The organism is Thermogemmatispora onikobensis (assembly GCF_001748285.1).
Classification (GTDB): domain Bacteria; phylum Chloroflexota; class Ktedonobacteria; order Ktedonobacterales; family Ktedonobacteraceae; genus Thermogemmatispora; species Thermogemmatispora onikobensis.
Window position 1 is genome coordinate 77,039 of the sequence record NZ_BDGT01000007.1, and the last position, 23,062, is coordinate 100,100.

Annotated in this window: 17 protein-coding genes and 1 pseudogene; 13 read left to right on the forward strand and 5 right to left on the reverse strand. The window is 61.8% G+C overall.

Features of this window, described 5'->3' with window-relative positions:
* The first annotated feature begins 16 nt into the window (after positions 1-16).
* Complete coding sequence (locus BGC09_RS05080; protein WP_069802751.1) at positions 17-1,111, forward strand: phospholipase D-like domain-containing protein; 1,095 nt, start codon at positions 17-19, stop codon at positions 1,109-1,111.
* Positions 1,112-1,671: 560 nt separating this feature from the next.
* Here BGC09_RS05080 and BGC09_RS05085 read toward each other — a convergent pair.
* A pseudogene (locus tag BGC09_RS05085) lies at positions 1,672-1,977 on the reverse strand (zinc-ribbon domain containing protein); the annotation flags it as partial.
* A gap of 920 nt (positions 1,978-2,897) precedes the next feature.
* Here BGC09_RS05085 and BGC09_RS05090 point away from each other — a divergent pair.
* Together BGC09_RS05090 and BGC09_RS05095 are read left to right on the forward strand one after the other, a co-directional pair.
* On the forward strand, positions 2,898-4,391 hold the full coding sequence (locus BGC09_RS05090) for a hypothetical protein (protein WP_176728846.1): 1,494 nt from the start codon (positions 2,898-2,900) through the stop codon (positions 4,389-4,391).
* A 473-nt stretch (positions 4,392-4,864) separates the two neighbouring features.
* Complete coding sequence (locus tag BGC09_RS05095; protein ID WP_218103965.1) at positions 4,865-7,423, forward strand: DNA polymerase domain-containing protein; 2,559 nt, start codon at positions 4,865-4,867, stop codon at positions 7,421-7,423.
* A gap of 196 nt (positions 7,424-7,619) precedes the next feature.
* Here the strand turns inward: BGC09_RS05095 and BGC09_RS05100 are convergent, their stop codons facing one another.
* On the reverse strand, positions 7,620-8,828 hold the full coding sequence (locus BGC09_RS05100) for a helix-turn-helix domain-containing protein (RefSeq protein WP_069802760.1): 1,209 nt from the start codon (positions 8,826-8,828) through the stop codon (positions 7,620-7,622).
* A 220-nt stretch (positions 8,829-9,048) separates the two neighbouring features.
* Here BGC09_RS05100 and BGC09_RS05105 point away from each other — a divergent pair, with 220 nt between their 5' ends.
* From BGC09_RS05105 to BGC09_RS05135, 6 genes are all read left to right on the forward strand, one after another.
* Entirely contained in the window at positions 9,049-9,264 is a 216-nt protein-coding gene (locus BGC09_RS05105; protein WP_069802762.1) for a hypothetical protein, read from the forward strand.
* Between the two features lie 246 nt (positions 9,265-9,510).
* Positions 9,511-9,876, forward strand: coding sequence for a TlpA family protein disulfide reductase (locus BGC09_RS22765; protein WP_176728847.1), 366 nt, complete (start codon positions 9,511-9,513; stop codon positions 9,874-9,876).
* 739 nt (positions 9,877-10,615) lie between these two features.
* Positions 10,616-10,912: a hypothetical protein gene (locus BGC09_RS05120; RefSeq protein ID WP_069802768.1), complete on the forward strand. Its 297-nt coding sequence runs from the start codon at positions 10,616-10,618 to the stop codon at positions 10,910-10,912.
* 85 nt (positions 10,913-10,997) lie between these two features.
* Positions 10,998-11,351, forward strand: a complete 354-nt coding sequence (locus BGC09_RS05125) for a MauE/DoxX family redox-associated membrane protein (protein ID WP_069802770.1) — start codon at positions 10,998-11,000, stop codon at positions 11,349-11,351.
* A 470-nt stretch (positions 11,352-11,821) separates the two neighbouring features.
* Positions 11,822-12,544, forward strand: coding sequence for a dienelactone hydrolase family protein (locus tag BGC09_RS05130; protein ID WP_084657964.1), 723 nt, complete (start codon positions 11,822-11,824; stop codon positions 12,542-12,544).
* Between the two features lie 99 nt (positions 12,545-12,643).
* Complete coding sequence (locus tag BGC09_RS05135) at positions 12,644-13,861, forward strand: acyl-CoA dehydrogenase family protein (protein WP_069802772.1); 1,218 nt, start codon at positions 12,644-12,646, stop codon at positions 13,859-13,861.
* Between the two features lie 73 nt (positions 13,862-13,934).
* Here the strand turns inward: BGC09_RS05135 and BGC09_RS05140 are convergent, their stop codons facing one another.
* Positions 13,935-15,284 (reverse strand): hypothetical protein, encoded by a 1,350-nt coding sequence (locus tag BGC09_RS05140; RefSeq protein WP_069802774.1) that lies wholly within the window; start codon positions 15,282-15,284, stop codon positions 13,935-13,937.
* 203 nt (positions 15,285-15,487) lie between these two features.
* Positions 15,488-16,285: an SDR family NAD(P)-dependent oxidoreductase gene (locus BGC09_RS05145; protein WP_069802776.1), complete on the reverse strand. Its 798-nt coding sequence runs from the start codon at positions 16,283-16,285 to the stop codon at positions 15,488-15,490.
* A gap of 503 nt (positions 16,286-16,788) precedes the next feature.
* On the opposite strand from BGC09_RS05145, the gene BGC09_RS05155 reads away from it, so the two are divergent.
* Both BGC09_RS05155 and BGC09_RS05160 read left to right on the forward strand, forming a co-directional pair.
* A complete protein-coding gene (locus tag BGC09_RS05155) occupies positions 16,789-17,310 on the forward strand; it encodes a thiamine pyrophosphate-binding protein (RefSeq protein WP_069802779.1) in 522 nt (173 codons plus the stop codon).
* A gap of 93 nt (positions 17,311-17,403) precedes the next feature.
* Positions 17,404-17,979, forward strand: a complete 576-nt coding sequence (locus tag BGC09_RS05160; RefSeq protein ID WP_069802781.1) for a thiamine pyrophosphate-dependent enzyme — start codon at positions 17,404-17,406, stop codon at positions 17,977-17,979.
* Between the two features lie 204 nt (positions 17,980-18,183).
* Here the strand turns inward: BGC09_RS05160 and BGC09_RS05165 are convergent, their stop codons facing one another.
* Entirely contained in the window at positions 18,184-20,538 is a 2,355-nt protein-coding gene (locus tag BGC09_RS05165) for a xanthine dehydrogenase family protein molybdopterin-binding subunit (RefSeq protein WP_069802783.1), read from the reverse strand.
* A gap of 418 nt (positions 20,539-20,956) precedes the next feature.
* Here BGC09_RS05165 and BGC09_RS05170 point away from each other — a divergent pair, with 418 nt between their 5' ends.
* Both BGC09_RS05170 and BGC09_RS05175 read left to right on the forward strand, forming a co-directional pair.
* Positions 20,957-22,477: a gluconokinase gene (locus tag BGC09_RS05170; RefSeq protein ID WP_069802785.1), complete on the forward strand. Its 1,521-nt coding sequence runs from the start codon at positions 20,957-20,959 to the stop codon at positions 22,475-22,477.
* A gap of 45 nt (positions 22,478-22,522) precedes the next feature.
* Complete coding sequence (locus tag BGC09_RS05175; protein ID WP_069802787.1) at positions 22,523-22,927, forward strand: DUF488 domain-containing protein; 405 nt, start codon at positions 22,523-22,525, stop codon at positions 22,925-22,927.
* Positions 22,928-23,062 lie beyond the last annotated feature (135 nt).

Here is a 23,062-nt window from a genome sequence, read left to right on the forward strand (position 1 = left end):
GCCAGGAGGCATGGCGATGTCACATCTTCAGAGTAGAAGCCGGCAATGGCCGCCCGCTATCCTCTTCTCGCTGACGCTCTGGGTCCTCCTCTGGCCCTTACTGCTGTCGGGACCGGGGATCACAGCCCTGACGGCGCCGCAGTCCCCTCTTGTCAGTCTCGCCGCTCGCCCGGTTGCTGTGCCCCCCGGACCGGGGGTCAAGGGCGTTCAGCTCTTTGTGGAGCCGCAAGCTGGCGAGCAGGTTGTTCTGCAGGCCATTGCTGAGGCTCGACACTCGCTAGCTGTTGAGATCTACCTACTCACCGACCGCAGCGTCATTCAGGCCCTGGAGAAAGCGGCCAAACGGGGCCTGACCGTGCGTGTGATGCTGGAGCCTCATCCCTACGGTGGTGGCTCGCCCGCTGGTACCATGCAGCAACTGCGCGCCGCTGGCGTCGAGGCGCGTTATGCCAATCCTGCATTCCCACTCACCCATGCCAAACTGATGATTGTGGATGGAGCACGCGCCTATATCATGACAGGCAACTTCAGCCGGGCAGCCCTGGGGGGGAACCGCAGCGTCGCCAACCGTGAGTATGGGATCGTTGATCCCTGGCCTGGGGATGTAAGCAACCTGAGCGCCCTCTTCGAGGCCGACTGGCGGCGCACGACTGCTGGAGCCGCGATCAACGATGCTAATCTCGTCATTAGCCCGGGCAATGCGCGGGCTGCTCTCCAGGGACTGATCGGTGAGGCGCAGAGGACATTGCTCGTTGAAGAGGAAGAAATGCGGGACCAGCAGGTTGAAGCCGCGCTGGTAGCGGCGGAGCGCCGGGGGGTGAGGGTGCAGGTCATTTTGCCAGCCCCGCGTGCGGGAAATGATCCGAACGCTGAGGGCATTGCCACGCTACTGCAAGGCGGAGTAGCGGTGCGCGAAGATGGCCAGCTTTATATACATGCCAAAATGCTCGTCGTGGACGGGCGAGAGGCCTTTGTCGGCTCAGAGAACTGCTCGCCGCCCGGCCTTGAGAGCAATCGCGAAGTGGGCATCCTGATAGCCGATGAGGAAGTACTGGCGACGCTGCAGACGACCTTTTGGACCGACTGGGATGCGGCACAGGCGGTCTCATAGAGCGTCAGAGTGGGCCAGTCAAGATCTGGCTGGGGCGGCGTGTCTGGGTCTGACAGTCTTGAGCTGTCTTGACTCAGCTCTGCGTGGCGAAGCGGAGGAGCGGGCTGGTAGACAGGTAGCCGGAGGGAGGAGAGGACGAGGTGATCCAGGCAAGGGCCGCTGCGGCCAGCGAGGACGTTTTGAACGTGTGACCTTCGTAAGAGAGGGGGTCGGACTGAACGGCAGATTGGGGAAAATCGAGGCAGGACGAAGGGGTCTGGCCTCCATCCTGCCTCTTGAGTTCTGCTGTGAGCGGATCAACCTGCTCCGTTGGAAGCTCGATCCTGCCTGCTGTGGAGGTTGAGGGACTGCTAGTGACGGACGAAGCCGGATGGCGTCAGGCCGGGAAGGCTGAAGCAAGTACCGGCTGTCGTCGAAGAGACAGAGCCTCAGTCAGACAGCGGAAAAGGCGGGAACAACGCCTACCAGCGGCGTCCACCGCGGCGCTCACGCCCGCGTCCGTGGCTTCCCTCATAGCTGCCCGAGTAGCTATAGCTCCGGCTCTCATCGCGACGCCCGCCACGGGAGGAGCGAATCTCCTGGTAACAATCGCTGCAGTAGACGGGACGATCCTCGCGAGGGAGGAAAGGAACGGTCGTTTGTCGTCCACAGTTGGAGCAGACAGCCTCGTACTGCTCCCGAGAGGAACGGGGCGAAGACTGACTTCGGGAGCCATTGCGGCGGGCGGCGCGGCAGTCAGGGCAGCGCGCCGGGGGATTGGTTAACCCTTTGCTGGCGAAGAAGGCCTGCTCGCCGGCAGAGAAGACAAAGTCCTGACCACAATCACGGCAGGTAAGAACACGATCCTGGTAATCCTCGTAAGACATCATGGGTAAAAAAACCTCTTCTGTACTCTGTGTTCGCTCCTCTGAACACACTGGGCTGAATGAACCGACTGTTACGGTCCGGCTGCAGTTATAATTCGCCTGGTTCCCGCCAGAAGGTCTGCCTGTGGTGATCGCAATGGGGAAGTCCTGAGCGGCAGGTGAGGAGCACCTGAACTGCTACTGAAGGATTGGTAGATCCCCGATCACACTCACATTATACCACGCCCATCCTAAAATACAATCAGCCAGGGCGTTAACTTTTCGTGAAGTTCGCGAGTTGCCTCGCCGCTTGAGCGGAGCGCCGTCAGGCCAGCCGGGGCGAGCCTCTGCTCCTGCCAGGATGATGAGGCCGGCTCCGTCTCTGCCGCACGCGCAGCCGATCCCGATCTGCCCAGGCAAGGCACTACTCCCCACCGTTCGACCTGTATCGGCGGTCATCTCTCCCCATGCGCGCGCTGCCCGAGGACAGCCCTCTTTACACGTTCAAGTTGTAGGGCCTTTACAGGAGATTTTTCCCTGGTACTGATTTCCTGAAAAAGCGGAGGCGGAGGTTGAGATTTCTCAACTCTGTACCGGTACTTTTTTATTAGCCTCAGATTGGTAGATGCATATAGATCATATCACCTGCTCTATGCTTGTATAGGGCTAGCTGAACAGGAACCAGACTGTGTCGTAGTGCCCTCTGCCGGGTCAGGGAGTAGTTGTGGACGGGGAGAGGCAGACGAGTGAGCAGGGAGGCGAACTTGAAGACTGGAGGGATAGCGGGCGGGGGGTGGGGGCGCGGCAGAGGGTGGGCGCAGTGAAGGTTTTTTCTCGTAGCTCTTCCCCTTTTGTATTTGCCTACCAGTTGTCTGGATGGCACTGGTGATATCCGCTGAGGGGCGGCATCATCCTGTGGAAAGGAAAGGTAACCAGCTACTATGTCCCGGAAGCAAGCACCGTTATCGATGTACGAGGGATCACGGAGAGCACGTCGCCGCTGGCCGATTCTGGTGGGGGTAAGCATTCCCTTGCTCCTGCTGCTGATTGCGGCGGGGGTCTTGGTGCTGCCCCACCTGACCTCGCGGGCGGCTGACGACAATACCGATTGTTCGCTCATCGTGCCGCCTAATCCACTGAGCGCCCAGGGGCTGGCGACGCCCTACCAACTGGTTGCCACCAATCCCGCCAATGGGCCATGTCATGAGGCCAACCCGGCGCAGGCGGCCTTTGTCCAGGGGGCCATTCTGGACCCCCGTACTGGGCAGATCTCTATCTATAATCCGCTTGTTGTCGACCAGGGCACGCAGCCGGCGATCCAGCCAACCCCGCCCAAGCTGCCACAAGGGGCGGTGGTCGGGCTCTGGTTCGGCTTCAACGGCGACAATCTGACCCTGGTTGATAACAATGGCAGCCTGAGACAGGGACGCTGCGTCAACGGAGTCAATGGCAGTATCTTTGGTCAGTTTGCGTATTGCAATGCCCCGGCCTTCTTTGCCGCTGCCAATTACGCCATTCGCAGTGGGCGGCTGAAGGTTCCTCCGATCGGTACGGCCAAAGACGGCCAGCCTTGCCCGACGACGCGGGATTTCAGCCTGGTTGATCAGGATCAGAGTGACAATGTGGTGACTGAGTATTTGGTGACCGCTGATGGGCGTATTGCTCAGATGACTGCTGCCAATGTGGCTGCTCTGCAGGGAGCGCAGGTGCAAACCAACGGCAGCGATGAGCGGCTGCTATCGATCGGCCTCGATAGCGCCCTTGGTTGCACACCCTGGATGGCGCCCGATCTGGCCGATCCCGGTCATACGGTTGCGGCCTTGCCGCTCAATGAGCTGCAGGCGGCCCTCTATCAGAAGCAACCTGTGGCCCTCGTGCCTGCCGGCGATCCGATGGTGCTCAACAATGATCAGCTCGATCTGCGCAAGCTGAATGCCTATCGCGTTGGAGTCGATCAGGCTCCTGTGGGTTCGCTCAATCAGGCCAGCACGGCGACCTACTGTCAGAATCTGGTCAATGTGGCGCCGGCACGGCTGAAGCTTGACCAGCAGTTTACTCAGGCCAACCCTTCGCCCGATGCGGGAGCGGCTAATTCGCTCTTTACCTTCCTGGCCCAGCGCTTTGTGACGACCTATCAGGAGCTGAACTGTCAGGCGCTGATCAACCTGCCCGATCCGATTACGGTAACGACCGATGCCAATGGTGTCGCGGTGGATGCGACCATTAATGTCCCCAATGGGGGCGGCAATGGTGGAGGCAACGGTAACGGCAATGGCCAGGGAACAACCGTCGATTGCTCGGTCAATGGGCGAGTCATTCAGGGTTGCTCTGGCACGGTGACAATCAATGGTGCTCCGTGTACGTTAAAGCTGGATCAGGCCAATCATCAGGTGGTGATCCAGTGTACGCGCCGCGGCACGGTTCAACCGCAGTAGCGCCGCACTGACCGGACTGAGCTGAGCCTTTCACTCAGGACTCAGGCAAAGCAGATTTCTTGAGCCATAGGGCAGACCGCCTTTGGGGGTGGAAGACAGGTCGACAGGCTGTCAGCTCAGTCGCTGAGATGGCTAGAGCTAGCGACGGCCTCGGGCCGTAAGCAGATTTCTTACTCCTTTCACTGGTTTCCCGGCGGTCTGCCTCCCTCTCCACTGCCGGAGTAGAAGGTTACTCACACCTGCTGTGAGTCTTCTGCTCCGGCTTCCCCGGCGCTTTCCTGGTCTACTCTCGTGAGCGTTACGCCTGACACTGCTCGCTCAGGTTTTTTCTTCTCCCAGACGAACTACCAACCAAGGGCCTTATTGGACGTTTAGCTCCCTTGCGCTCGGTGACCTGAACGTGTTAAGCTTAGAACAAAAGTTAAAGTCGTTTGTTTGTCCTTCACTCTCGTCAGCTAGCAGTGAGAAGAGCGATGGTTATAGCTTCTGCTGAGGGAGCTGCCGGCAACAGGGAGATGGTCTCGCTCTGCTCGCAGGAGCAGGAAGATGCCTACCTCTTTGGCTGGAAGCCGACACCGGGCATTGTTTCTGTCTGGGCGAATCGTCAGGGCGAGGCCGTGGTCTGGTGCCGCGAGGGTGAGCGTGTTCACTGTGCGCATGAGCGTTTCTGGCCGTGGGTGCTGGCAACTTCTCTGACGGATCTGGCCACGCTGGGCGGGCGTCTGTCGCGGGTCACCGTGCTGCCTCCTCCGCCGTCAGAGGCGCCCCCAGGGCTGGTCTACTATCGCGAGCTGGATGGGCCGGAGAGAGCCTATCGTTTCCTGCTATTCTGCGCTGATCAGAGCCGCCTGGAACGCTTGCTGTTGCAGAGGGCCGCGCGTCGTCTGGGGCGGCGGCTGGCTTCGCTGAGCGAGCTGGAGGATTACTATGCAGTTGGGCCGGTGGAGCAGTATTTGATGCAGACGGGCCAGGTCTACTTTCGGGGCCTGGCCTATGAGGATCTCCATCGCCTGCAGTTTGATCTGGAGACAACGGCGCTTGATCCCCATCGAGGGCGCATTTTCCTGGCGGCGGTGCGCGATAGTCGCGGCCTGGCGATGACGCTAGAGGCGCCGCGTGAGGAGGATGAGCCGCGTCTGATTCGCGAGCTGTGTGATTTGATCTGCCAGCGCGATCCTGATGTCATTGAGAATCATAATCTGTTCGGCTTTGATCTGCCATTCTTAGAAGAGCGTGCGCGTGCGCTGGGGGTGCCTCTGATCCTCGGGCGGCAGGGAGTACCGGAGGCGGCGCGCCGCCTGCGTCGCTATCAGGAGACGCTGGCGATTGGGCCGGAGGCGCGGCGGCGCCTGCGCTATAGTGTGGCGGGCCGGGAGCTGGTCGATACGCTGGATGCCGTGCGCCGCCATGATTTTGTGGTGCGCGATATGCCGAGCTACGCCTTAAAGGATGTGGCGCGCTACTTCGGCATTGCCTCGGCGGAGCGCACCTACATTGCCGGGATGGATATTGTGGAGACCTATCGGCACGATCCTGAGCGGGTGCGTCGCTATGCCTTAGATGATGTGGAGGAGGTCGATGGCCTGTCGCGTCGCTTGCTGGGGGCCCCTTTCGCTCTGGCGGGCATGGCGCCACGTCGCTACGAGCGCCTGGTCTCGGCGGGTCCGGCGATGGGAATCCTGGAGCCGATTCTGGTGCGCAGCTATCTACGCGCGGGGGCGGCGCTGCCGCGCCCTTCAGAGCAGGAGGCTGAGGGTGACGGCTCGCACGAGGGTGGCGCAGTGCATCTCTTTGCGACGGGGGTAGCGGAGCATGTGGTCAAGGCGGATGTGGCTTCGCTTTATCCTTCGTTGATGCGCTCCTTCGCGATTGGTCCGCGCTGCGATCGGCTGGGGGTGCTTTTGAGTATCCTGGGACGTCTGACGGATCTGCGCCTGCGGCATAAGGAGGCTGCCCGTCAGGCTCCCCCTGGCTCGGTCGAGGCCAATCACCATGCCGCGACTCAGGCCGCGATGAAGATTTTGATCAATGCGGCCTATGGCTATATGGGCGCTGGCAAGATGGCGCTCTTCGCCGATGCCCAGGCCGCGGCTGAGGTGACGCGCCGGGGGCGCGCCATTCTGGATCAGGTGGTGGAGGCGCTGCGGGCTCGCGGCCTGGCTTTGATTGAGGCCGATACCGATGGCGTCTATGTGGCGGTCCCCCCCACGTGGGGCGAGGAACAAGAGCGGACCCTGGTGGCCGAGATTGGGGCGGGCTTGCCCTCGGGGATTCGTCTGGAGTATGAGGGACGCTATCGGGCTATGTTCAGCCATGAGGTGAAGAATTATGCCCTGTTGACTTACGATGGTCGCTTGATCGTCCACGGGGTGGCTCTCCGCTCCAGCCGCGCAGAACCGTTCGGCGAACGCTTCTTGCGGCGTGCTCTGCTGGCGACGATGCTGGGGAGGGTCCATGAGGTGCGGTCTGCTTATCTGGAGACAGTCGAGGCCCTGCGCACACGACGGCTGCCAGCCGCAGAGGTGGCGACTCAGGTGCGGCTGACAAAGACACCAGAAGCCTATTTTGCTACACGCCAGCTGCATCAGGAACCCGCTTATGAGGCGCTGATCAGGGCGGGACGGAGCCATTGGTTTCCCGGCGAGCGGGTGCGCTTCTATCGGGCCGCCGAGAAGCAGTATGTCTGGTTGCCCGATGAGAATACAGAGGAGGCGCCCGCTGGTCGGGAGTGGCTGGTGGGGCAGGCACCGGCTTTGGCTGAGGGAGAGGCGCCGCTGACGACGGTGGAGCGCGTCCGCCAGAGTAGCAGGGAGCTGGCCGAGCGCCGTGACTACGATGTTGAGTACTATATCCGCTTGCTGACCAGCTCCTACGCCGCGCGCCTGCGGAAAGCCTTTGCTCCCGAGGATTTTGAGGCGCTGTTTCGTGAGGATCGTCAGCTCTCGCTGTTTATGGAGGCGAAGCCGCTGGAGCAGATTCAGCCGCGCTGGATTCGCTGTCAGCTGGCGCGAGATCAACAGGATGGCGCGTGAGGCGCCGCACTGGTCAGGCGAGGGAGAAGGGCGACGGCACCAATCTGGACCGGACCAGGTTGGCGCCGTCGTTGTGTTGTGCTGGTGGTGGTGGTAGGGTTTGCTCCTGGCTGAGTCTCGTCTTTGGCTCCCTCTCGTGGGCGCTGGCGGACAGGCTAGCGTATTGTACTGGCAAGCCGATCTGCTCTGGCCCACTTCACTGGGGCGTCTCGTTGCGAGCTTGCTGCAGGTGCTCCTGCAGCTCCTGGCGGAAGGCGCGCACGATGGCCAGGTCGCCGTAGCCGGCGCGCTCTATCTCGCTGAGCAGCTCAGAGCCTTTGGTCAGCCGGTGGGGCGATTGCCAGCCGGCGACTGCCTGCAGGAAGGCACGAGCCTCTTCGATGCAGGCCTCGACTTCGCGCAGGCGTAGAAGCGCCTGCGCCCGGTAAAGGTGAAGGCGGTAATCAAGCCAGAGGTTCCTGTCAAGAGAGATCTGACGGCGTAGTTCTTCGTACCTCTCTAAGACTTTCTGGGGCTGGTTGGTGTAGAGGTAGCCGCGAGAGCGCAGGAGGAAGATGCCGCTGAGTTTGTGGAAAACAAAGTCGCTCCCATTGCCGTAAGCTCCTTTGAGAGGCTCGGCCAGGGCAATAGCCTGTTCAATAGTGCGTTCGAAGCGCAGGGCGTCGCCTGCGATGGCGTACATCTGGCTGAGATAAGCGCTGGTGAAGGCCGCCAGCGGTTTGCTGATCTTGAGCGAGAGATCACGCGCTTCCTCCAGGGCACTGATGGCCTCAGTGAAGCGTCCGATGCGTTTGAGTTCGACGCCGAGCTTTTGGAGGGCATGGGCGGTCAAGACTGGGTCTCTCACCTGCCGCGCCGCAGTCAGCATCTCCTGAAAAGTTCCTCTGGCACGGTCGTAGCGGCGATGCTCGTAGTGCATGAGTCCGACAAGGCTCTGGTACTGGATGGCCAGGATCTGCAGGCGACGCTCCTGGCGCAAGGGTGGCGGCAGCTCGCTGCGGCAGGTCTCCAGAAAGCGACCGAGGCGCTGCACCTGCTGCTCTATTTCCGGGAGAGGGGCCAACCGCCTCATGGCCAGGGTCTGCCTGAGTAGCGCTTCAGCCACTGCCAGGGTTTCCTCGAAGAGATAGTTTTTGCTGGGGAGAGCAGCCTGGGGATTGAAGGGATCGTAGGAGGACAGCCCGAATTCCCAGGGAGGAATCTCTAGCAACTCACAAAGACGGCGCAGGGTGCCCGGGTCGGCGATCCGCTTCTTGCCATATTCAATGGCCTGGACATAACGCCAGTCAACACCCGCTCCTCCCCGGGAACGCGGCCAGCGCTCCGCCAGTTCTTGCTGCGTCAGGCCGCGCCGCTCGCGATATTTTCGGATGATTTTCCCATGATGATAGCCACCCGCGCTCATAGGAGCCTCCTTTCTTGTGCTCGCTTGACCAGATAGCAGGTTCGCACTTCCCCAGGGGCCTTCTCCGTACTAACTAGTCTGTTTGTATGCAAAGATGTAAAGGGATTCTATGCTTCTGAATAGAAGCCATCGCATGTCCCTATGAGGATTGTAGCATAGTTGGAGACGATAAAAAAGTTACGCTTTCTACGTGTCATCTTGTGTAACAGGAGGCAAAAATATGTGCGAGAGCGAGATCGCGCGACTAAGAAAGCGCCTGGAGGACGAGTATGAGGCCGCTCGCTGGGGCCTGACAGGACTGGCAGCAGGTGCCGCTCAGCATCGGTTTATTACGGCTCGCATTCGCAATATGGAGCGCTGCCATAAACGCCTGGCTCGCCTGGTTGGGGAGGAGCGTGCGACTGCCATCGCTCTGGAGGTCTGGCGCGCTAGATAGCTGACGCAAGGTTGTCCCTCCGCGACGTGCTCTTATTGTTGTTCTTTTCACTCATTCTCGTATTTCATAACCATTGCCAGCGCTGGCGACAAGCGGCAAACGCAGGGGATCACCTGCCTCTCACGGCTCACAATAGGTGCACACCACAAGCCGGGCGCTAGCGGTGATCCCCACCTGTTCCCCTGCATCGTCTTCGCCATCCTGCGTTATCTAGGCTCCCTCCAGGGCCGTCTAGGACAGGCGAGCGTGCGTGTGACCCGTTTCGAGGTTGGCGACAAAGTCAGTGATTTTACGCTGAGCGATGTGGCTGGTCAAGCAACCTCTCTAGGGCAATTGCTCCAGCGTGGGCGCAAGGTCCTCTTACTATTGCTCTCAGCCTCCTGCACTACCTGTCGGGCTATTGTGGCTCAGCTCGATGAGCTGGCCAGCCGTCCTGGAGGGGTGCCGGCGCTGGGGTGGATGGTTGTCGCTGTGATTTATGGCCAGCCGGCTGAGGTGCGGCTGATGGCCGAGACGTTGCGAGAGCGCGAAGGCATAGTGGTACTTGTTGATAGTGAGGCCCTGGTGGCGGGAGCTATCTGGTGGCCTCCATTCCCATTGGCCTGGCATTAGATGAGAATGGGCGCGTACTGGATCAGTCGCGCAATCCTGGACCGAACTGGCTGTACTTGACCTTGCAGGTCGCACCGCCTGATCACTCGCTCCTTCCACGCATACCGATAGCGCAGATCCAATGAACAGGGAGAGAGATAAGACCAGGCGAAAGGAGACCGTGATATGTCTGAAGAGCGGCAAGCGCCTCGCGAGAGGCGGCGGCTCAATGACCGCCTGATCGAGGGACTGATGCGGCAGTCTCGGCGGGGCTTTTTAGGGGGGCTGTCTCGTCTTGGGCTTCTTCTCGTAGGCACCCTCCTTGGTCTTGAGCTTGAGTGGCTGCAACCGGCATCTGCCGCCGTAGCACTGGCCTATGCTCAGCCTGGCGCGGTAACGCCAGATCTCGGCTGTCCCGAATGTACAGGTATCTGTGACCCGTGCTTCTCCGCCTGTTGCTGTCCTTGCGATACGGGCTGTGTCTGTACCTGTCTGGCGGGTTGCGCTGCCTGCATTCCAGTCGCTTTTCGCTCGCATCTTCTGTGGATTCTTGGCTATATTCCGAACTGTGTATGCGAGGCCTGCTAGACAGAGACGCTGTCACGTAACACGCCCCTCTTCAATCAAAAAGAGAAGGCTAGTGACGGACACCCAGCGCGCAGGCCCCGTCGCCCGGCCTGGCTCACCCTGTGGCTGAGCCAGTTGGCAGGCCGCAGGCTGGTAAGGCTCACGAGCGAGTTATGTGAAAGGAGAAGGCCGTATGTCCAATCAGCAACAGCCCGAGCCTGAGTCGCAGAGACCACGACCGACCGCCTATCTTACGCGCGGCTACGACCTCTTTCGCGGCCTGGAAGGGAAACCGATCATTGGCAGCACCCCTAATCAGCGTTATCTGGGGCGCATTGTGCTTGAGGTTTGGGAGCCGCTCCGAGCAGGCAAGCATCCCGAGGAGATGGCCTATATTATTAGTCCGGCCCGCGGAGTCTCCAATGACGAGTTGTTGCTTCGCGCAACGCGGGCTATGAATACGGAGCTGGAGCGCCGTCGCAAGAAGTGAAGTCAAGAAGTGAAGTAAGGAAGAGGGTTCAAGCCTTCTCTTCTGCCTGCCGCTAGCGCTGACAGTCCTGGCAAGGTGAGCAGCTATGAGCCAGGGGATGAGCACAGTCCTGGCTAGGGCTGAGCTGCGTCTCTTTTGGCGCCTGGTCATTGGTGTCCTGCTCCTACTGACCGGCTCCCAGAAGCTGAGAGATCTGTCTGCCTTTCGCGAAGGCCTCCGGGCCTATCAGGTACTGCCTGCCTGGCTGGAGACCCGGAAATCCTTAATCGGGCTATTGGCGCTCACCATTGCTCTGGCAGAGTGCTGCCTGGCGCTGCTATTGCTCGCGGGTGTCTGGAGCATGCCAGTATCCTGCAGCGCTGCTGGTCTGCTGCTGCTCTTCAGTCCAATCTCTTCCGTGGACGCCGTGATCTTAGCTGCCATTGTGGCGGTCCTCTAGGAGATCGGCCTCTTTCCTGGTCAGCAATCGCACGCAATTTATTCCTGGTACTCTTTTCTTCTCTTCCTGTACCTCACGCCTGCTGATCCCTTTAGCCTGGATAGACTCCTGGCAGGCGAGGCTCTGGCAGAGGGCCAGCTCTGGCAGGACGGCGCCCTTCCCATCGCTCTACTGGTCCTGAGCCTGGTAATCATTAGCAGCCTGGTTAGCGCCACACGGACCACGCTCAAGCGGCTGCGCTGACCTACTTGACTGCCTGCCTGATGGACGCAGCAGCCGCGTATCACGCTAGCCGGAAGCTCTCTGGTCTCACTGGCGGCCTGGTCCAACTTTCTCCTGCTCTTTCTACTCTTCTTCTCCCTGATGCTTATAACAAGCAAGCACTGCCATCGGGCTTGAAGCCGGTCAGCGGGAAGAGACTATAATTTGAGCAGGCAAAGAAGTACACGGCCACGCAAAGGAGACCCCAGATGGCTCAACCTGTGACGCAGATGGTCACATTCCCCTCGGAAGGGAGGCAGCTCGCTGCATTTCTGGCCTTGCCGACCGCCGGCAGCGAGCAAAGCGAGGAAGGGAAGGGACCCTATCCCGGTGTCGTGGTGATCCACGAGATCTATGGTCTCAACGACAACATCAAAGACATCGCCCTGCGTCTGGCTGCCGAGGGCTATGCGGCCCTGGCCGTCGACCTCTTCTCGACCGGGAACCGCACCGTCTGCATGTTTCGTATGATGAGCGGTCTCGTCTTCAACTCGCTCAACCATCGAGGAGTGCGTGATCTGCGCCATGCCCTTGATTTCCTGGCCCAGCAACCGGCGGTTGACAGTGAGCGGCTTGGGGCCATTGGCTTTTGCATGGGGGGGAGTCTGGCCATTGCCTGGGCCTGCGCTGACAGACGTCTGCGGGCCATTGCTCCTTTCTATGGCATGAATCCGCGGCCTCTGGAAGCTGTCAAGCGCGCCTGTCCGGTGGTTGGCTCCTATCCCGAGCAAGACTTCACTGCCGGGGCTGGTCGCAAGCTTGATGCTGTCCTGGACACCTACCAGATTCCGCACGACATCAAAATTTATCCGGGGGCCAGACACTCCTTCTTTAACGATCGTGGCCCCAACTATCACCCCGAAGCGGCGCAGGACTCCTGGCAGCGTGTGCTAGCCTTCTTCCGTGAGCATGTTCTGGCGCCGGGGGCCTGAACGCTCTAACGGCGAACGGCTGATCAGACCTGGATCGAAGCGTGCGTCTGCGGACTGGATAGGTCTGTTTCTGTCATCCCCAACGAAGGAGAGAAAGCGATGGATTTCACCTACTCTGAGCGAGTCAATGAGCTACGGCAGCGACTCCTTGACTTCATGGAGCGCTCTATTTATCCCAATCAAGAGACCTATCGAAGGCAGATAGAGGCCTCGGGTAATCCCCATCACCATGCCGAGATCGTCGATGAACTCAAGCAGAAGGCGAAGGCCGAGGGTCTCTGGAACCTGTTCATGACCGATCCGCGCTACGGGCCGGGCCTGAGCAACCTCGAATATGCCCCGCTGGCCGAGATCATGGGGCGCGTCAGTTGGGCCTCGGAAGTCTTCAACTGTGCGGCGCCTGACACTGGCAACATGGAGATCCTGGCGGAATTCGGCACGCCGGAGCAGAAGGAGCAATGGCTCAAACCGCTGCTAGAGGGAGAGATTCGCTCGGCCTTTGCCATGACCGAGCCGGACGTTGCCAGCTCGGACGCCACCAACATCCAATTGACCATTGAGCGCCAGGGAGACGAGTATGTCCTCAATGGGCGCAAATGGTGGATCTCGGGGGCGGCGCGCCCGCGCTGCAAGATCTTCATTGTCATGGGCAAGACCGATCCTCATCATCCCGACCGTCACCGTCAGCAGAGCATGATCCTGGTGCCGCGCGACACGCCGGGAGTGACCATTGTGCGCAGCCTGCCGGTGATGGGCTATCTCGATAACGAGAGCCATTGCGAGGTCCGTTTTGAGAACGTGCGTGTGCCAGCGAGCAATCTCCTGGGCGAGGAGGGCAGCGGCTTTGCCATCGCTCAGGCGCGCCTGGGGCCGGGGCGCATCCATCACTGTATGCGGGCCATCGGAGCGGCCCAGTATGCCCTAGAGTTGATGTGTCGCCGGGCCCAGGCGCGGGTTGCCTTTGGCAAGCCGCTGGCGGAGCAGGGCGTCATTCAAGAATGGATCGCCCAGTCGCACCTGGAGATTGAGCAGGCGCGCCTGCTGACGCTCAAGGCGGCCTGGATGATGGATACCCTGGGCAAGAAAGCGGCCCAGAAAGAGATCGCCATGATCAAAATTGTCGCTCCTGCTGTCATGACCAACGTCGTCAATCGCGCGATGCAGGTTTTTGGCGCGGCGGGGCTGTGCGATGACTTCCCGCTGGCCTCCATGTGGGCCCACGGGCGTACCCTGCATATTGTCGACGGTCCCGATGAGGTCCACAAGCGCTCACTGGCGCGCCTGCTCCTGCGCGAACAGCGTCTTCCGCAGGACTAGTTGAGCTGACCGGAGGCGCCCGGAGCCGCTAGCGACACTCCTGCTGGTGCTGCGCCTGGTGCCTCCACCGATCTCAGCTGGCCTGGCCACTTTGGCGGGCGGCACTGGCTGCGGAGACCGAGGGCGGGCTGGCCAGGCCGACGCTAAGCAGATCCTGTAGCTCGTTCCAGGCGTAGGCCAGGGGGGCCTGACGATAGCCGGGTTCGCCGCGTCCCACCTGGATGGAGAGGCTCCCGATGGTGGCCTTCCAGGTACGCCGCCCAGTCCGGCGCACGAGCTGGCGGCGTGCGGCATACTTGAGATAGCGGCGAGCGAGCCGGCGCACACTGCGAGCTTTGAGCAGGCGCCGGTCGACCTGTCTGCCTGCTCGCTTCAGCTGCTGCGCCTGGCGGTTAATTGCCACGACCAGCTCATCCAGGGTAAAGGAGGGGTGGCCTTCCTTGCTGCGCTGAACGAGGAAGCCGCTGGCGAGCTGGGTGCAGGTGAAGTGCGCGCTCAAGAGCCAGGCACGGCGCAGCCGCTCGTGCAGCTCGCGCTGCGGCAGCTGGGGGGCACGCTCGATGCTTGGGGCCAGGCTGACGAAGACCCGCTTGCGGCGGCGCACGGTCATAAAATCATACATGATAGCAATGGGCACCACGCAGGTTTCGGGCCTGCCCCCACGTAGAAGGCGCTGAGGGGCCGCAGTAATTGGACCAACGCGGCCATCAGGTGTGAGCTGACCTTCCGGCGCTCCCCAGAGCGAGCCACCGCGGGCGAGCCAGGCTGAAAGAACGTTGAGCTGTTGCCTCAGTTCCTCCAGAACCAGGTTCTTGACACGTAGGTAGACCGCCGGCTGGAAGATTTCAGCTCCGCTGAGACGGCGCAAGATGGTTCGATAATGCCAGGAAAGCAGCCGCGATAAGGGGACGCTGGCAAGACGCTGCGCCTGCTCGCCGGCGCTGTGCGCCCATTGCTGGAGGAAGGCCGGGCTGAGAATCTCGCTCGCCGGACGGTCTCCCTCGCTCTGAAGGGCGTTGCGCAGCCAGAGTTCGATCGGACGCAAGTGGATGTTTTCGATCGGACGCAGGCCGATGAAGCGCAGGAGGCTCCCCAGCGGGAGCAGCCCCAGCAGGCGCGAGAACCAGCCTGGCTCTGGAAGAATGCGGCTGAGAAAGCACGGCGCGAAGGCGTCGCTGCGAATGGCAAAGAGGACGTCTCGGGTGATGGCTCGCCAACTCCAGCGCGCCAGGATGGTAGGAACCTCGATCATCGGGTCAACGTCGCGTTTGTGGGCCATTGCAAAGTAGACTGGTCGCCCACGCCCAGGGAGGTGCTCCAGGCCGTGAAATTCGATCTTGTGAAAGAGCCGGACACCTACCCAGAGGATGCCTGCGATCAGAACCCGGCTGCAGGCGGCCAGCACTGCTGCAAGATGTCTCATGATGACTCCTTGCTTCTCTAGCTAGCTAGCTAGCTGGCAGAGTGGGATGACATCGCTCGCAGGATGATGGATTGTCTGGCTGTGCGTGCTCTGTGGCGGTTGGTTGCTTCACTGCAAGGCGCCGGGCGGGTCAGGGCCTCAGAGGGCAGGTATCCCCAAGGGCTGAGACCTCTGGGGATGCCTGCCCGGGGAGCTGGCGTCTCTCAGGACATAACGCCGCCGCCGTCGATGTTGATGGCCTGCCCGTTGATGCCCTTGCTGCTGTCCAGAGCCAGAAAGACGGCGATTGCTGCCACTTCCTCTGGCTCGATGAGGCGGTTCTGGGGGCTACTGCGCGCCAGGCTCTGACGGGCCTGCTCCTCGCTCATGCCGGTGTGGGCCACGATGTTGCTGACGCTGGCGTCTGTCATTGGCGTATTGACGTAGCTGGGGCAGATGGCGTTCACCGTGATGTTGTAGGGGAGCAGCTCGACGGCGAGGGCGCGGGTCAGGCCAAGAACACCATGCTTGGAGGCCGTGTAAGCGGCGATGTAGCGTCCGCCGACGCGCGAGGCGATGGAGGCGATATTGATGATGCGCCCGTAGCGCTGCTCGACGAGCGTTGGCACAAAGGCTTTGCAGACGTAGTAGACCCCGGTCAAGTTGACGGCGAGCAGCCGATGCCAGAGTTCATCGGGGTGGTTCAGGAATTTGTGACTGCCGGCGATGCCGGCGTTGTTGACCAGAATATGGACGCCGCCCAGACCTGTGCGCAGCTCGTTGGCCATGCGCTCAACCTGGGCCGGGTCGGTGACGTCGCAGGTCGTAAAGACGCAGCGCCGACCTTGGGCTTCAATCTGAGCCGCGAGCTCTTCTAGCTCGCTGCTATTGCGCGCGCAGATGCCCACGTCGGCCCCAGCCTCAGCGAGGGCCAGAGCGGTGGCGCGCCCGATGCCTTTGCTGGCTCCTGTGACAACGGCTCGCTTGCCGGCCAGTGGAAGGTGCTGCAGTAACTCAGTCATCGTTGGCTGAACCTCTCCTGTCCAATGGGTAGTCGCTGTGATGTGCCTCGACGAAGCAGGCACTCTGGACTAGCTAGGGCTGGTTCGGTTCGGCTCGTTGGTCTTGCCCGCTGGCGATGCGGGGCGAGGTAGGGAACCGAACCGAACCGAACCGGACAAAAGTGCGGGGAGCCGCCTGCGCTGCGCGTCCTGTCTGCTGGCCAGGTGAGCTTGGGGAGAGGAGGGCCATGTCAGGCAGGCCAGTTCCTCCTCTGTCTCTGTGGCGGCGCTCGCGGTTGCTCCTCTTGCAGTATGCCACAGGGATCGCTGCTTTTCCAGTTGGCGCCTGGCTCTGGTTGGACGCTGTGTCTCCTACACTGCAGGCTCATTCGCCGATGTTCTATACTAGCCTGAGAGAAAGCGAGAGCTGAAAGCTGATGTTCCTTTCTATCCTTTATGCATGCAGCTCGCTCGCAGACTCTCTGCTCACTCAGGCTTGAATGTCAGAGAGGAGGATAAGCACGATGCCAGTCTCTCTGGAGGGGGCGCGCCGCCTCCACGAGGCCCTCAAGGCTTGCGATATCAGGCTGGTTTCGGCTTTGCCTGAGACCTGGCTTGTTCCTTTGCTGCGTCTGGTAGAGGCGGATCAGGAGATGCGCCTGGTACAGGTGGCGAGAGAGGAGGAGTCGATCGGCATTGCGGCAGGGGCCTACTTTGCTGGCCTGCCTTCGGTTCATGTGATGCAGAACCACGGCTTGCTGGCGGCCATTAATCCACTGGTCTCACTGGCCATGCTGTACAAAATTCCTGTGTTACTGCTCGTCAGCTATCGTGGCTCCTGGGGCGAAAGGGACCCCTGGCAGACGCAGGGAGGACTGGTCACGGAGCCGGTGCTGCGAGCGCTAACGATCCCTTACTACTGCCTGCGCCGTGAAGATGATCTGGCCCGACGTCTCAAGGAGGCCCAGACGCTGGCGCTCTCGGCCCTACATCCGGTGGCGGTCCTGTTGACCCGTGAAGTGCTCTGGGACGATGAGGAAGCCTGAGCAGCGTCCTTCTTACTGAGGCGTACTGAGGCACAACCTGGGTCAGCAATCTTTTCTTTCAGATGATGTGCAGAAGGAGGGGAAGCGAAGAGCATGTTGCGCGCGGACGCCCTGCGGGAGATTTATCCCGAGCTAGAGCAGCATATTGTGGTCACGATTATGGGGGCGGTCGCTGCCGAGCTGTATGCGCTTGGCCACCGACCCAACTTTTTCTATATGGAGCATTCGATGGGGTTGGCCTCGTCCTTGGGCCTGGGGCTGGCCCTTTCGCTCCCGGAGCAGCAGGTGATTGTCCTTGACGGTGATGGCTCCCTGCTGATGAATCTCGGCACCCTGACGACGCTGGCCCGTTATCGGCCCTCCAATTTGCTTCACATTGTCTTTGACAACAGCAGCCTGGTCTCCATAGGGGGCTTCCCCACGGCGACCGCCAGCGGGGCCGATCTGGCGGCGATGGCGCGGGCGGCGGGCATGCCGCTCGTGATGGAGGCGGAGACGCCCGCCCAGTTCCGCCGGGCGGTGACTGAGGCCCTGACACGCCGGGTAATGACCACCCTGGTGGCCAAAGTGGAGGCGAGCGGCCCGGCCTCCTATCGTCTCGACCTGGACTTGTTGGAGAACCGCTTTCAGTTCAAGCGCTATCTCGACTCGCTGCGCTCTTCCTCTTGACCGGGCCGACTGTCTGCGCCATCCGTTGGGTTGAGATCGTTGAGGAAGGGGTTCAGGCGAAGGCCGGGAGAAAGGAGGCAGTGGCAGTGGCGCCAGGCCAGAAGGAAAGGGGCGCGCCCGCGCGTGCCGTTCTGATGACCACGTGTGAGCGCGCCCGCCCTGGTGCCCCGTATTCTCACGGGTGACCTGGGAGCGGGGGCCGGCTCAGGTTGACGAGCGCGCCGTCTGCAGCGTGCGCCAGATCTTTTCTGGCGTGAGAGGCATATCGATCTCCTTGATGCCGAGCGGGGCCAGGGCATCGAGGACCGCGTTCACAATGGCCGGTGGGGCGCCGATCGTCCCCGATTCGCCGATACCCTTGGCTCCGAGCGGATTATTCGGCGAAGGCGATTCCACAAAATCGCTGGTAAAGGAGGGGACCATCGTTGCCAGCGGTAGCGCATAATCCTGGAGGGTCCCGCTAATGAGCTGGCCATGCTCATCGTAGAGGACCTGCTCATACAGAGCCTGGCCGATACCCTGAGCCAGGCCGCCGTGGAGCTGGCCCTCGGCCAGCGTATGGTTGAGAATGCGGCCCGCATCGTCGACGGCCACGTAGCTCAGCAGGTGCGCCTCGCCGGTCTCGCTGTCGACCTCGACGACGGCCATATGGGCTCCGAAAGAGAAAGTGGGACCGGAAGCGAAGTCACGGCGAGCGGCCAGGCCCGTGATTAGCTGACCGGTCAGCGGGTCGGGAGGCTCTGGCTCAAGCAGGGTGGGCTGCTCCTCGGCCAGGCGCGCCAGCTCTCCCAGGGTCACGGCGCGCGTGGGCGCCCCCTGGACCATCACCCGCTCATTCTGGAGGACCAGATCGGCGGGGGCCGCCTCCAGGGCCTGCGCGGCCAGACGCAGGACCTTTTCACGCACAGCCTGCGCGGCCAGCAGCACGACGGAGCCGCCCATCTGTGTCACGCGGCTGGCAAAGGTGCCGATGCTGAAGGCCGGCAATCGGCTATCGTTGAGGCGTACCTCGACGTGCTCGGGCGCAACCTGCAGGACCTCGGCGGCGATCTGTGTAAAGGCGGTCACGTGGCCCTGGCCGGTTGAGGAGACGCCGCTTTCCACCACAACGGTGCCGTCGGATCGGATGCGCACCGTGGCTGCCTCGCGCGGCTGCGCTCCCTCATCGCCAGAGATTTCGGTGAAGGTCGCCAGCCCAATGCCGAGCAAGCGCGGGTCGCCGGAGGCGCGGCGCTCGCGCTGGCGGGCCCGCCAGCCCTCGTAGTCCGCCAGCTCCAGCAGGCGGTCGAAGGCAGCCTGGTAATTGCCGCTATCGTAGCGCTGGCCAGTGACGGTCTCGTAAGGGAAGGACCCGGATGGGATCATGTTGCGCCGTCGCACCTCGACGGGGTCGAGGCCCAGCTCAGCAGCGATGCGGTCGATGACGCGCTCGATGATATAGGTTGCCTCGGGGCGACCCGCGCCGCGGTAGGCCATCGTGGGGACCTTGTTAGTGAAGACGCCGATCACCGTGCTCTCGACAGCCTCTAGCTGATAGGCACCGCAGACCAGGCGCGGCGTGCGGATCGGCACAAGGGCCGTGATCCCCAGCAGGAAGGCGCCAAGGTCAGCGATGTTGCGCAGACGCAGGGCCAGCAGCCGCCCATCGTCCTGATAGGCCGCCTCCACATAGTTGATCTGGCCTCGCCCGTGGGTCTGAGCTTGCAGATTCTCGCGCCGCGTTTCAATCCATTTCACCGGGCGGCCCAGTCGGTGAGCGAGGACGGCGCAGACCAGCTCTTCTCCGCCGAGGCGTGTTTTCGCTCCGAAGCCGCCGCCGCTCATGGCGTTGTGCACATGAACCTGACGGTGATCCAGGCCCAGGGCTTCCGCCAGAACCTGGTGAGCCTGATAAACCGCCTGCGAAGAGAGCCAGGCGCTCAGCTGGCCTGTCTCTGGATCGTAGTCGAAGAGGCAGGCGCGGTTCTCTAGTGAGGAAGGGGCCAGACGCTGGTTCTCCAGGCGCAGCTGGGTGACATGGCTGGCGCGGGCAAAGACCTCCTCAACGTTGCCGGCCTTCAGCGGCATTTCGAAGGCCACATTGCTGCCAAACTCAGGGTACAATACGGGTGCATCGGGAGCCAGAGCGGCTTCGGGATCGCTGACCGCCGGTAGCGGCTCGTAGTCGACCTCGACCAGGTCAAGGGCATCGGTGGCGACAGCCAGGCTCTCGGCGACGATGACCGCCACCGGCTCACCAACGTAGCGTACCCTGTCCCTGGCCAGTGGGTGCTTCTCCGGGCGCTTGACGCCAGGTACAGGTACAGCAAAGATCGGCGGCAGCTCTGTCAGATCAGCGGCGCTGAAAGCCGCTACCACGCCCGGCAGACCACGCACTTCGTCGAGCTGGAGGCCCTCGATGGTTGCATGGGCGTAAGGACTGCGAACAAAAACGGCGTGCAGGATGGGAGGGCGTCCATTCAGCCTGATGTCATCTACAAAGCGCGCCCGCCCGGTAATCAGGTCGTAGTCCTCTACGCGGCGTCGGATTTCTGCCGGCTGTTTCATGGTCGTGCTCATGCAAATAGTCCTTCTGCGTGATGATTCTCTGGCCAGAGGTGGAATCCATCCAGGGGCTGTAGTCTATTATAAGATATCAGCTCGCTTCCTTCTTCGCTGCGACCCGCCTGGGCGGGACCCTCTGCTCCCTGCCGCCGCGCCGCCTGGTGGTAGCGGGGTACTGCATCTTGAAACGTATGATATGATCGAACTGATCCACGGGAAGAACAGGAATCCTGACACATCTTTCGGCCACTGCAACGTGTCAGCATAGGGGCTACTCCTGTGGAGGTGCCACCGCAGGAGCCGCGAGAGAAGGAGCAGCCTTTTGTCCATCCTCCCGCTTCTCTGTGGCGTGAGGCCGAGTCGAGACCTGCTCACTGTTTGTAAAAGCAGCATTCAGAAAAGGGAATAGAACAGCAAAAGGAGCGTAGGAAGCGTGAAAGGTGCCGGATCGAGAGATACGCTGGTCGAGCCGACAGTACTGGCCATTGATGTGGGAACCTCTTCTGTACGAGCCATGCTTGTTGATGCGCGAGGTGAAGCGGTACCGGGAACCCTGACCCAGTATCGTTACCAGCTCAACACTTCAGCCGAAGGGGAAGCCACGATCGACGGTGACAGGCTTGTTGAGCTGGTGGCCAGGACCATCGATGGGGTACTCGAAGCGGCGGGAGTGATTGCACAGACCATTGCTGCGGTGGCGACCGACACCTTCTGGCACAGTCTGATTGCCATTGATGCCCAGGGGCGGCCGTTGCTACCGCTCATTACCTGGGAGGACACGCGCGCGCATGCGGCGGCGGCTGAGCTACGTGCGCTACTTGACGAGCGAGCTATTCATCGTCGCACAGGGGCCCCGCTGCAAAACAGCTACTGGCCGGCCCGGCTACGCTGGCTGGCGCAGCTGCGCCCTGCGCTCCTGCAAGAAAGCGTCCAATGGCTTTCCTTTGGCGAGTTTCTACATCGGCGCTTACTGGGGCGCTCGGTTTGCAGTCTCTCGATGGCCTCGGGAACGGGCCTGCTGAATCTGCGGAGCCTCAGCTGGGATGAGGATCTGCTGCAGGCCCTCGGGGTGCGTCGGGAACAGTTTCCGGTGCTTGCTGATCTGCGCAATGCCTTGCAGGGGCTGCGTCCTGCCTATGCTCAGCGCTGGCCGCTGCTCAAAGATGTGCTCTGGTTCCCTGCCGTTGGAGATGGAGCGGCGGCGAATGTTGGTTCGGGCTGTGTCGTGAGTGCGCGCTATGCTCTGACCATTGGTACCTCCAGCGCGCTGCGGGTGACGGTGCCGGCGGACGGCCTTGAGCCGCCGCCTGGCCTCTGGCTCTATTTACTTGATGCGCGCCGGGCCTTGCTGGGAGGGGCGCTGAGCGAGGGTGGTAACCTGTTGTCCTGGTTGACGGAGCTGCTACGTCTGCCGCCGCTGGACGAAGTAGAGCCGCTGGTCTCGGCGGTGCCGCCTGATAGTCACGGCCTCACCATCTTGCCCTTTGTGGCGGGCGAGCGCAGCCCTGGCTGGCATGCTGAGGCGCGCATGACCATAGGCGGTCTGCATCTGAAGCTGCGTCCTGTAGATCTGCTGCGAGCGGCGATGGAGGCCCTGGCCTATCGCCTGGCGGTTGTCTACGAGCGCCTCAATACCCAGCCGCAGCTACGTGAGGGAGGAACGCAAATCATTGGCAGTGGGGGGGCGCTCCTGCGCTCTCCGACGCTGCAACAGATCATTGCTGATGTGCTGGGCGAACCGCTCTATCCTTTACGTGTGCGCGAGGCCGCCGTGCGCGGTGTGGCCCTGTTGGCCCTCGAATCCCTGGGGCTTGTCCCCGACGTAGCTCAGATCGCGCCACCCCTGGCCTCCCCCGTGCTTCCCGATCGTGCGCGCGGCGAGCGCTATCGTCAGGCCATCGCACGCCAGCAGCAGCTCTATGATCTCCTCCTGGCCGGCGGTGGCCCAGCCTGACCCTGGCACAGCCCTGACTTGCTTCGAGGAAAGGAGGGTCCTGCCATGTCTGGAGAGACGCTGCGGGTTCAGCTCAAGCGTGTCTACGAGGAGCCGCTGGAGAGCGATGGAACGCGGGTGCTTGTCGAGCGACTCTGGCCGCGTGGCCTCTCTCGGGAGCGGGCGCGGATCGATCTCTGGCTCAAAGATGTGGCTCCCAGTGATGAACTGCGCCGCTGGTTTGCCCATGATCCCCAGAAGTTCCCCGAGTTTCGTCGGCGCTATGAGCAGGAACTGCGCGACCAGGAGACGGCTCGTGCCGCGCTGGCCCGTCTTCTGGAACTGGCCCGGCAAGGGCCGCTGACCCTTGTCTACTCGGCGCGAGATCGTGAGCATAACAATGCGGTCGTGCTGCGCGATCTCTTAGGGCGTGGCGGATTCGCCTCGCCGAGCTCAGCTCAGCGCGGCTGAAGACAAGTCCTGGCCAGCTGAGCGGCTGGCTGCCGATGCCTGATCCTGAACCGAGGCGCGCAGCCGGAGCAGCGTAGTATGGCGGTGCTCGAGCTCGCCAAGGGACGAGAGGGTGATTGCTGGCTCTTTGATCTG

Bases quoted from the DNA above. Each gene is read 5' to 3' on its own strand.
- BGC09_RS05080 (WP_069802751.1), top strand. From the start codon at position 17: ATGTCACATCTTCAGAGTAGAAGCCGGCAATGGCCGCCCGCTATCCTC.
- BGC09_RS05090 (WP_176728846.1), top strand. From the start codon at position 2,898: ATGTCCCGGAAGCAAGCACCGTTATCGATGTACGAGGGATCACGGAGA.
- BGC09_RS05095 (WP_218103965.1), top strand. From the start codon at position 4,865: ATGGTTATAGCTTCTGCTGAGGGAGCTGCCGGCAACAGGGAGATGGTC.
- BGC09_RS05100 (WP_069802760.1), bottom strand. From the start codon at position 8,828: ATGAGCGCGGGTGGCTATCATCATGGGAAAATCATCCGAAAATATCGC.
- BGC09_RS05105 (WP_069802762.1), top strand. From the start codon at position 9,049: ATGTGCGAGAGCGAGATCGCGCGACTAAGAAAGCGCCTGGAGGACGAG.
- BGC09_RS05120 (WP_069802768.1), top strand. From the start codon at position 10,616: ATGTCCAATCAGCAACAGCCCGAGCCTGAGTCGCAGAGACCACGACCG.
- BGC09_RS05125 (WP_069802770.1), top strand. From the start codon at position 10,998: ATGAGCCAGGGGATGAGCACAGTCCTGGCTAGGGCTGAGCTGCGTCTC.
- BGC09_RS05130 (WP_084657964.1), top strand. From the start codon at position 11,822: ATGGCTCAACCTGTGACGCAGATGGTCACATTCCCCTCGGAAGGGAGG.
- BGC09_RS05135 (WP_069802772.1), top strand. From the start codon at position 12,644: ATGGATTTCACCTACTCTGAGCGAGTCAATGAGCTACGGCAGCGACTC.
- BGC09_RS05140 (WP_069802774.1), bottom strand. From the start codon at position 15,284: ATGAGACATCTTGCAGCAGTGCTGGCCGCCTGCAGCCGGGTTCTGATC.
- BGC09_RS05145 (WP_069802776.1), bottom strand. From the start codon at position 16,285: ATGACTGAGTTACTGCAGCACCTTCCACTGGCCGGCAAGCGAGCCGTT.
- BGC09_RS05155 (WP_069802779.1), top strand. From the start codon at position 16,789: ATGCCAGTCTCTCTGGAGGGGGCGCGCCGCCTCCACGAGGCCCTCAAG.
- BGC09_RS05160 (WP_069802781.1), top strand. From the start codon at position 17,404: ATGTTGCGCGCGGACGCCCTGCGGGAGATTTATCCCGAGCTAGAGCAG.
- BGC09_RS05165 (WP_069802783.1), bottom strand. From the start codon at position 20,538: ATGAGCACGACCATGAAACAGCCGGCAGAAATCCGACGCCGCGTAGAG.
- BGC09_RS05175 (WP_069802787.1), top strand. From the start codon at position 22,523: ATGTCTGGAGAGACGCTGCGGGTTCAGCTCAAGCGTGTCTACGAGGAG.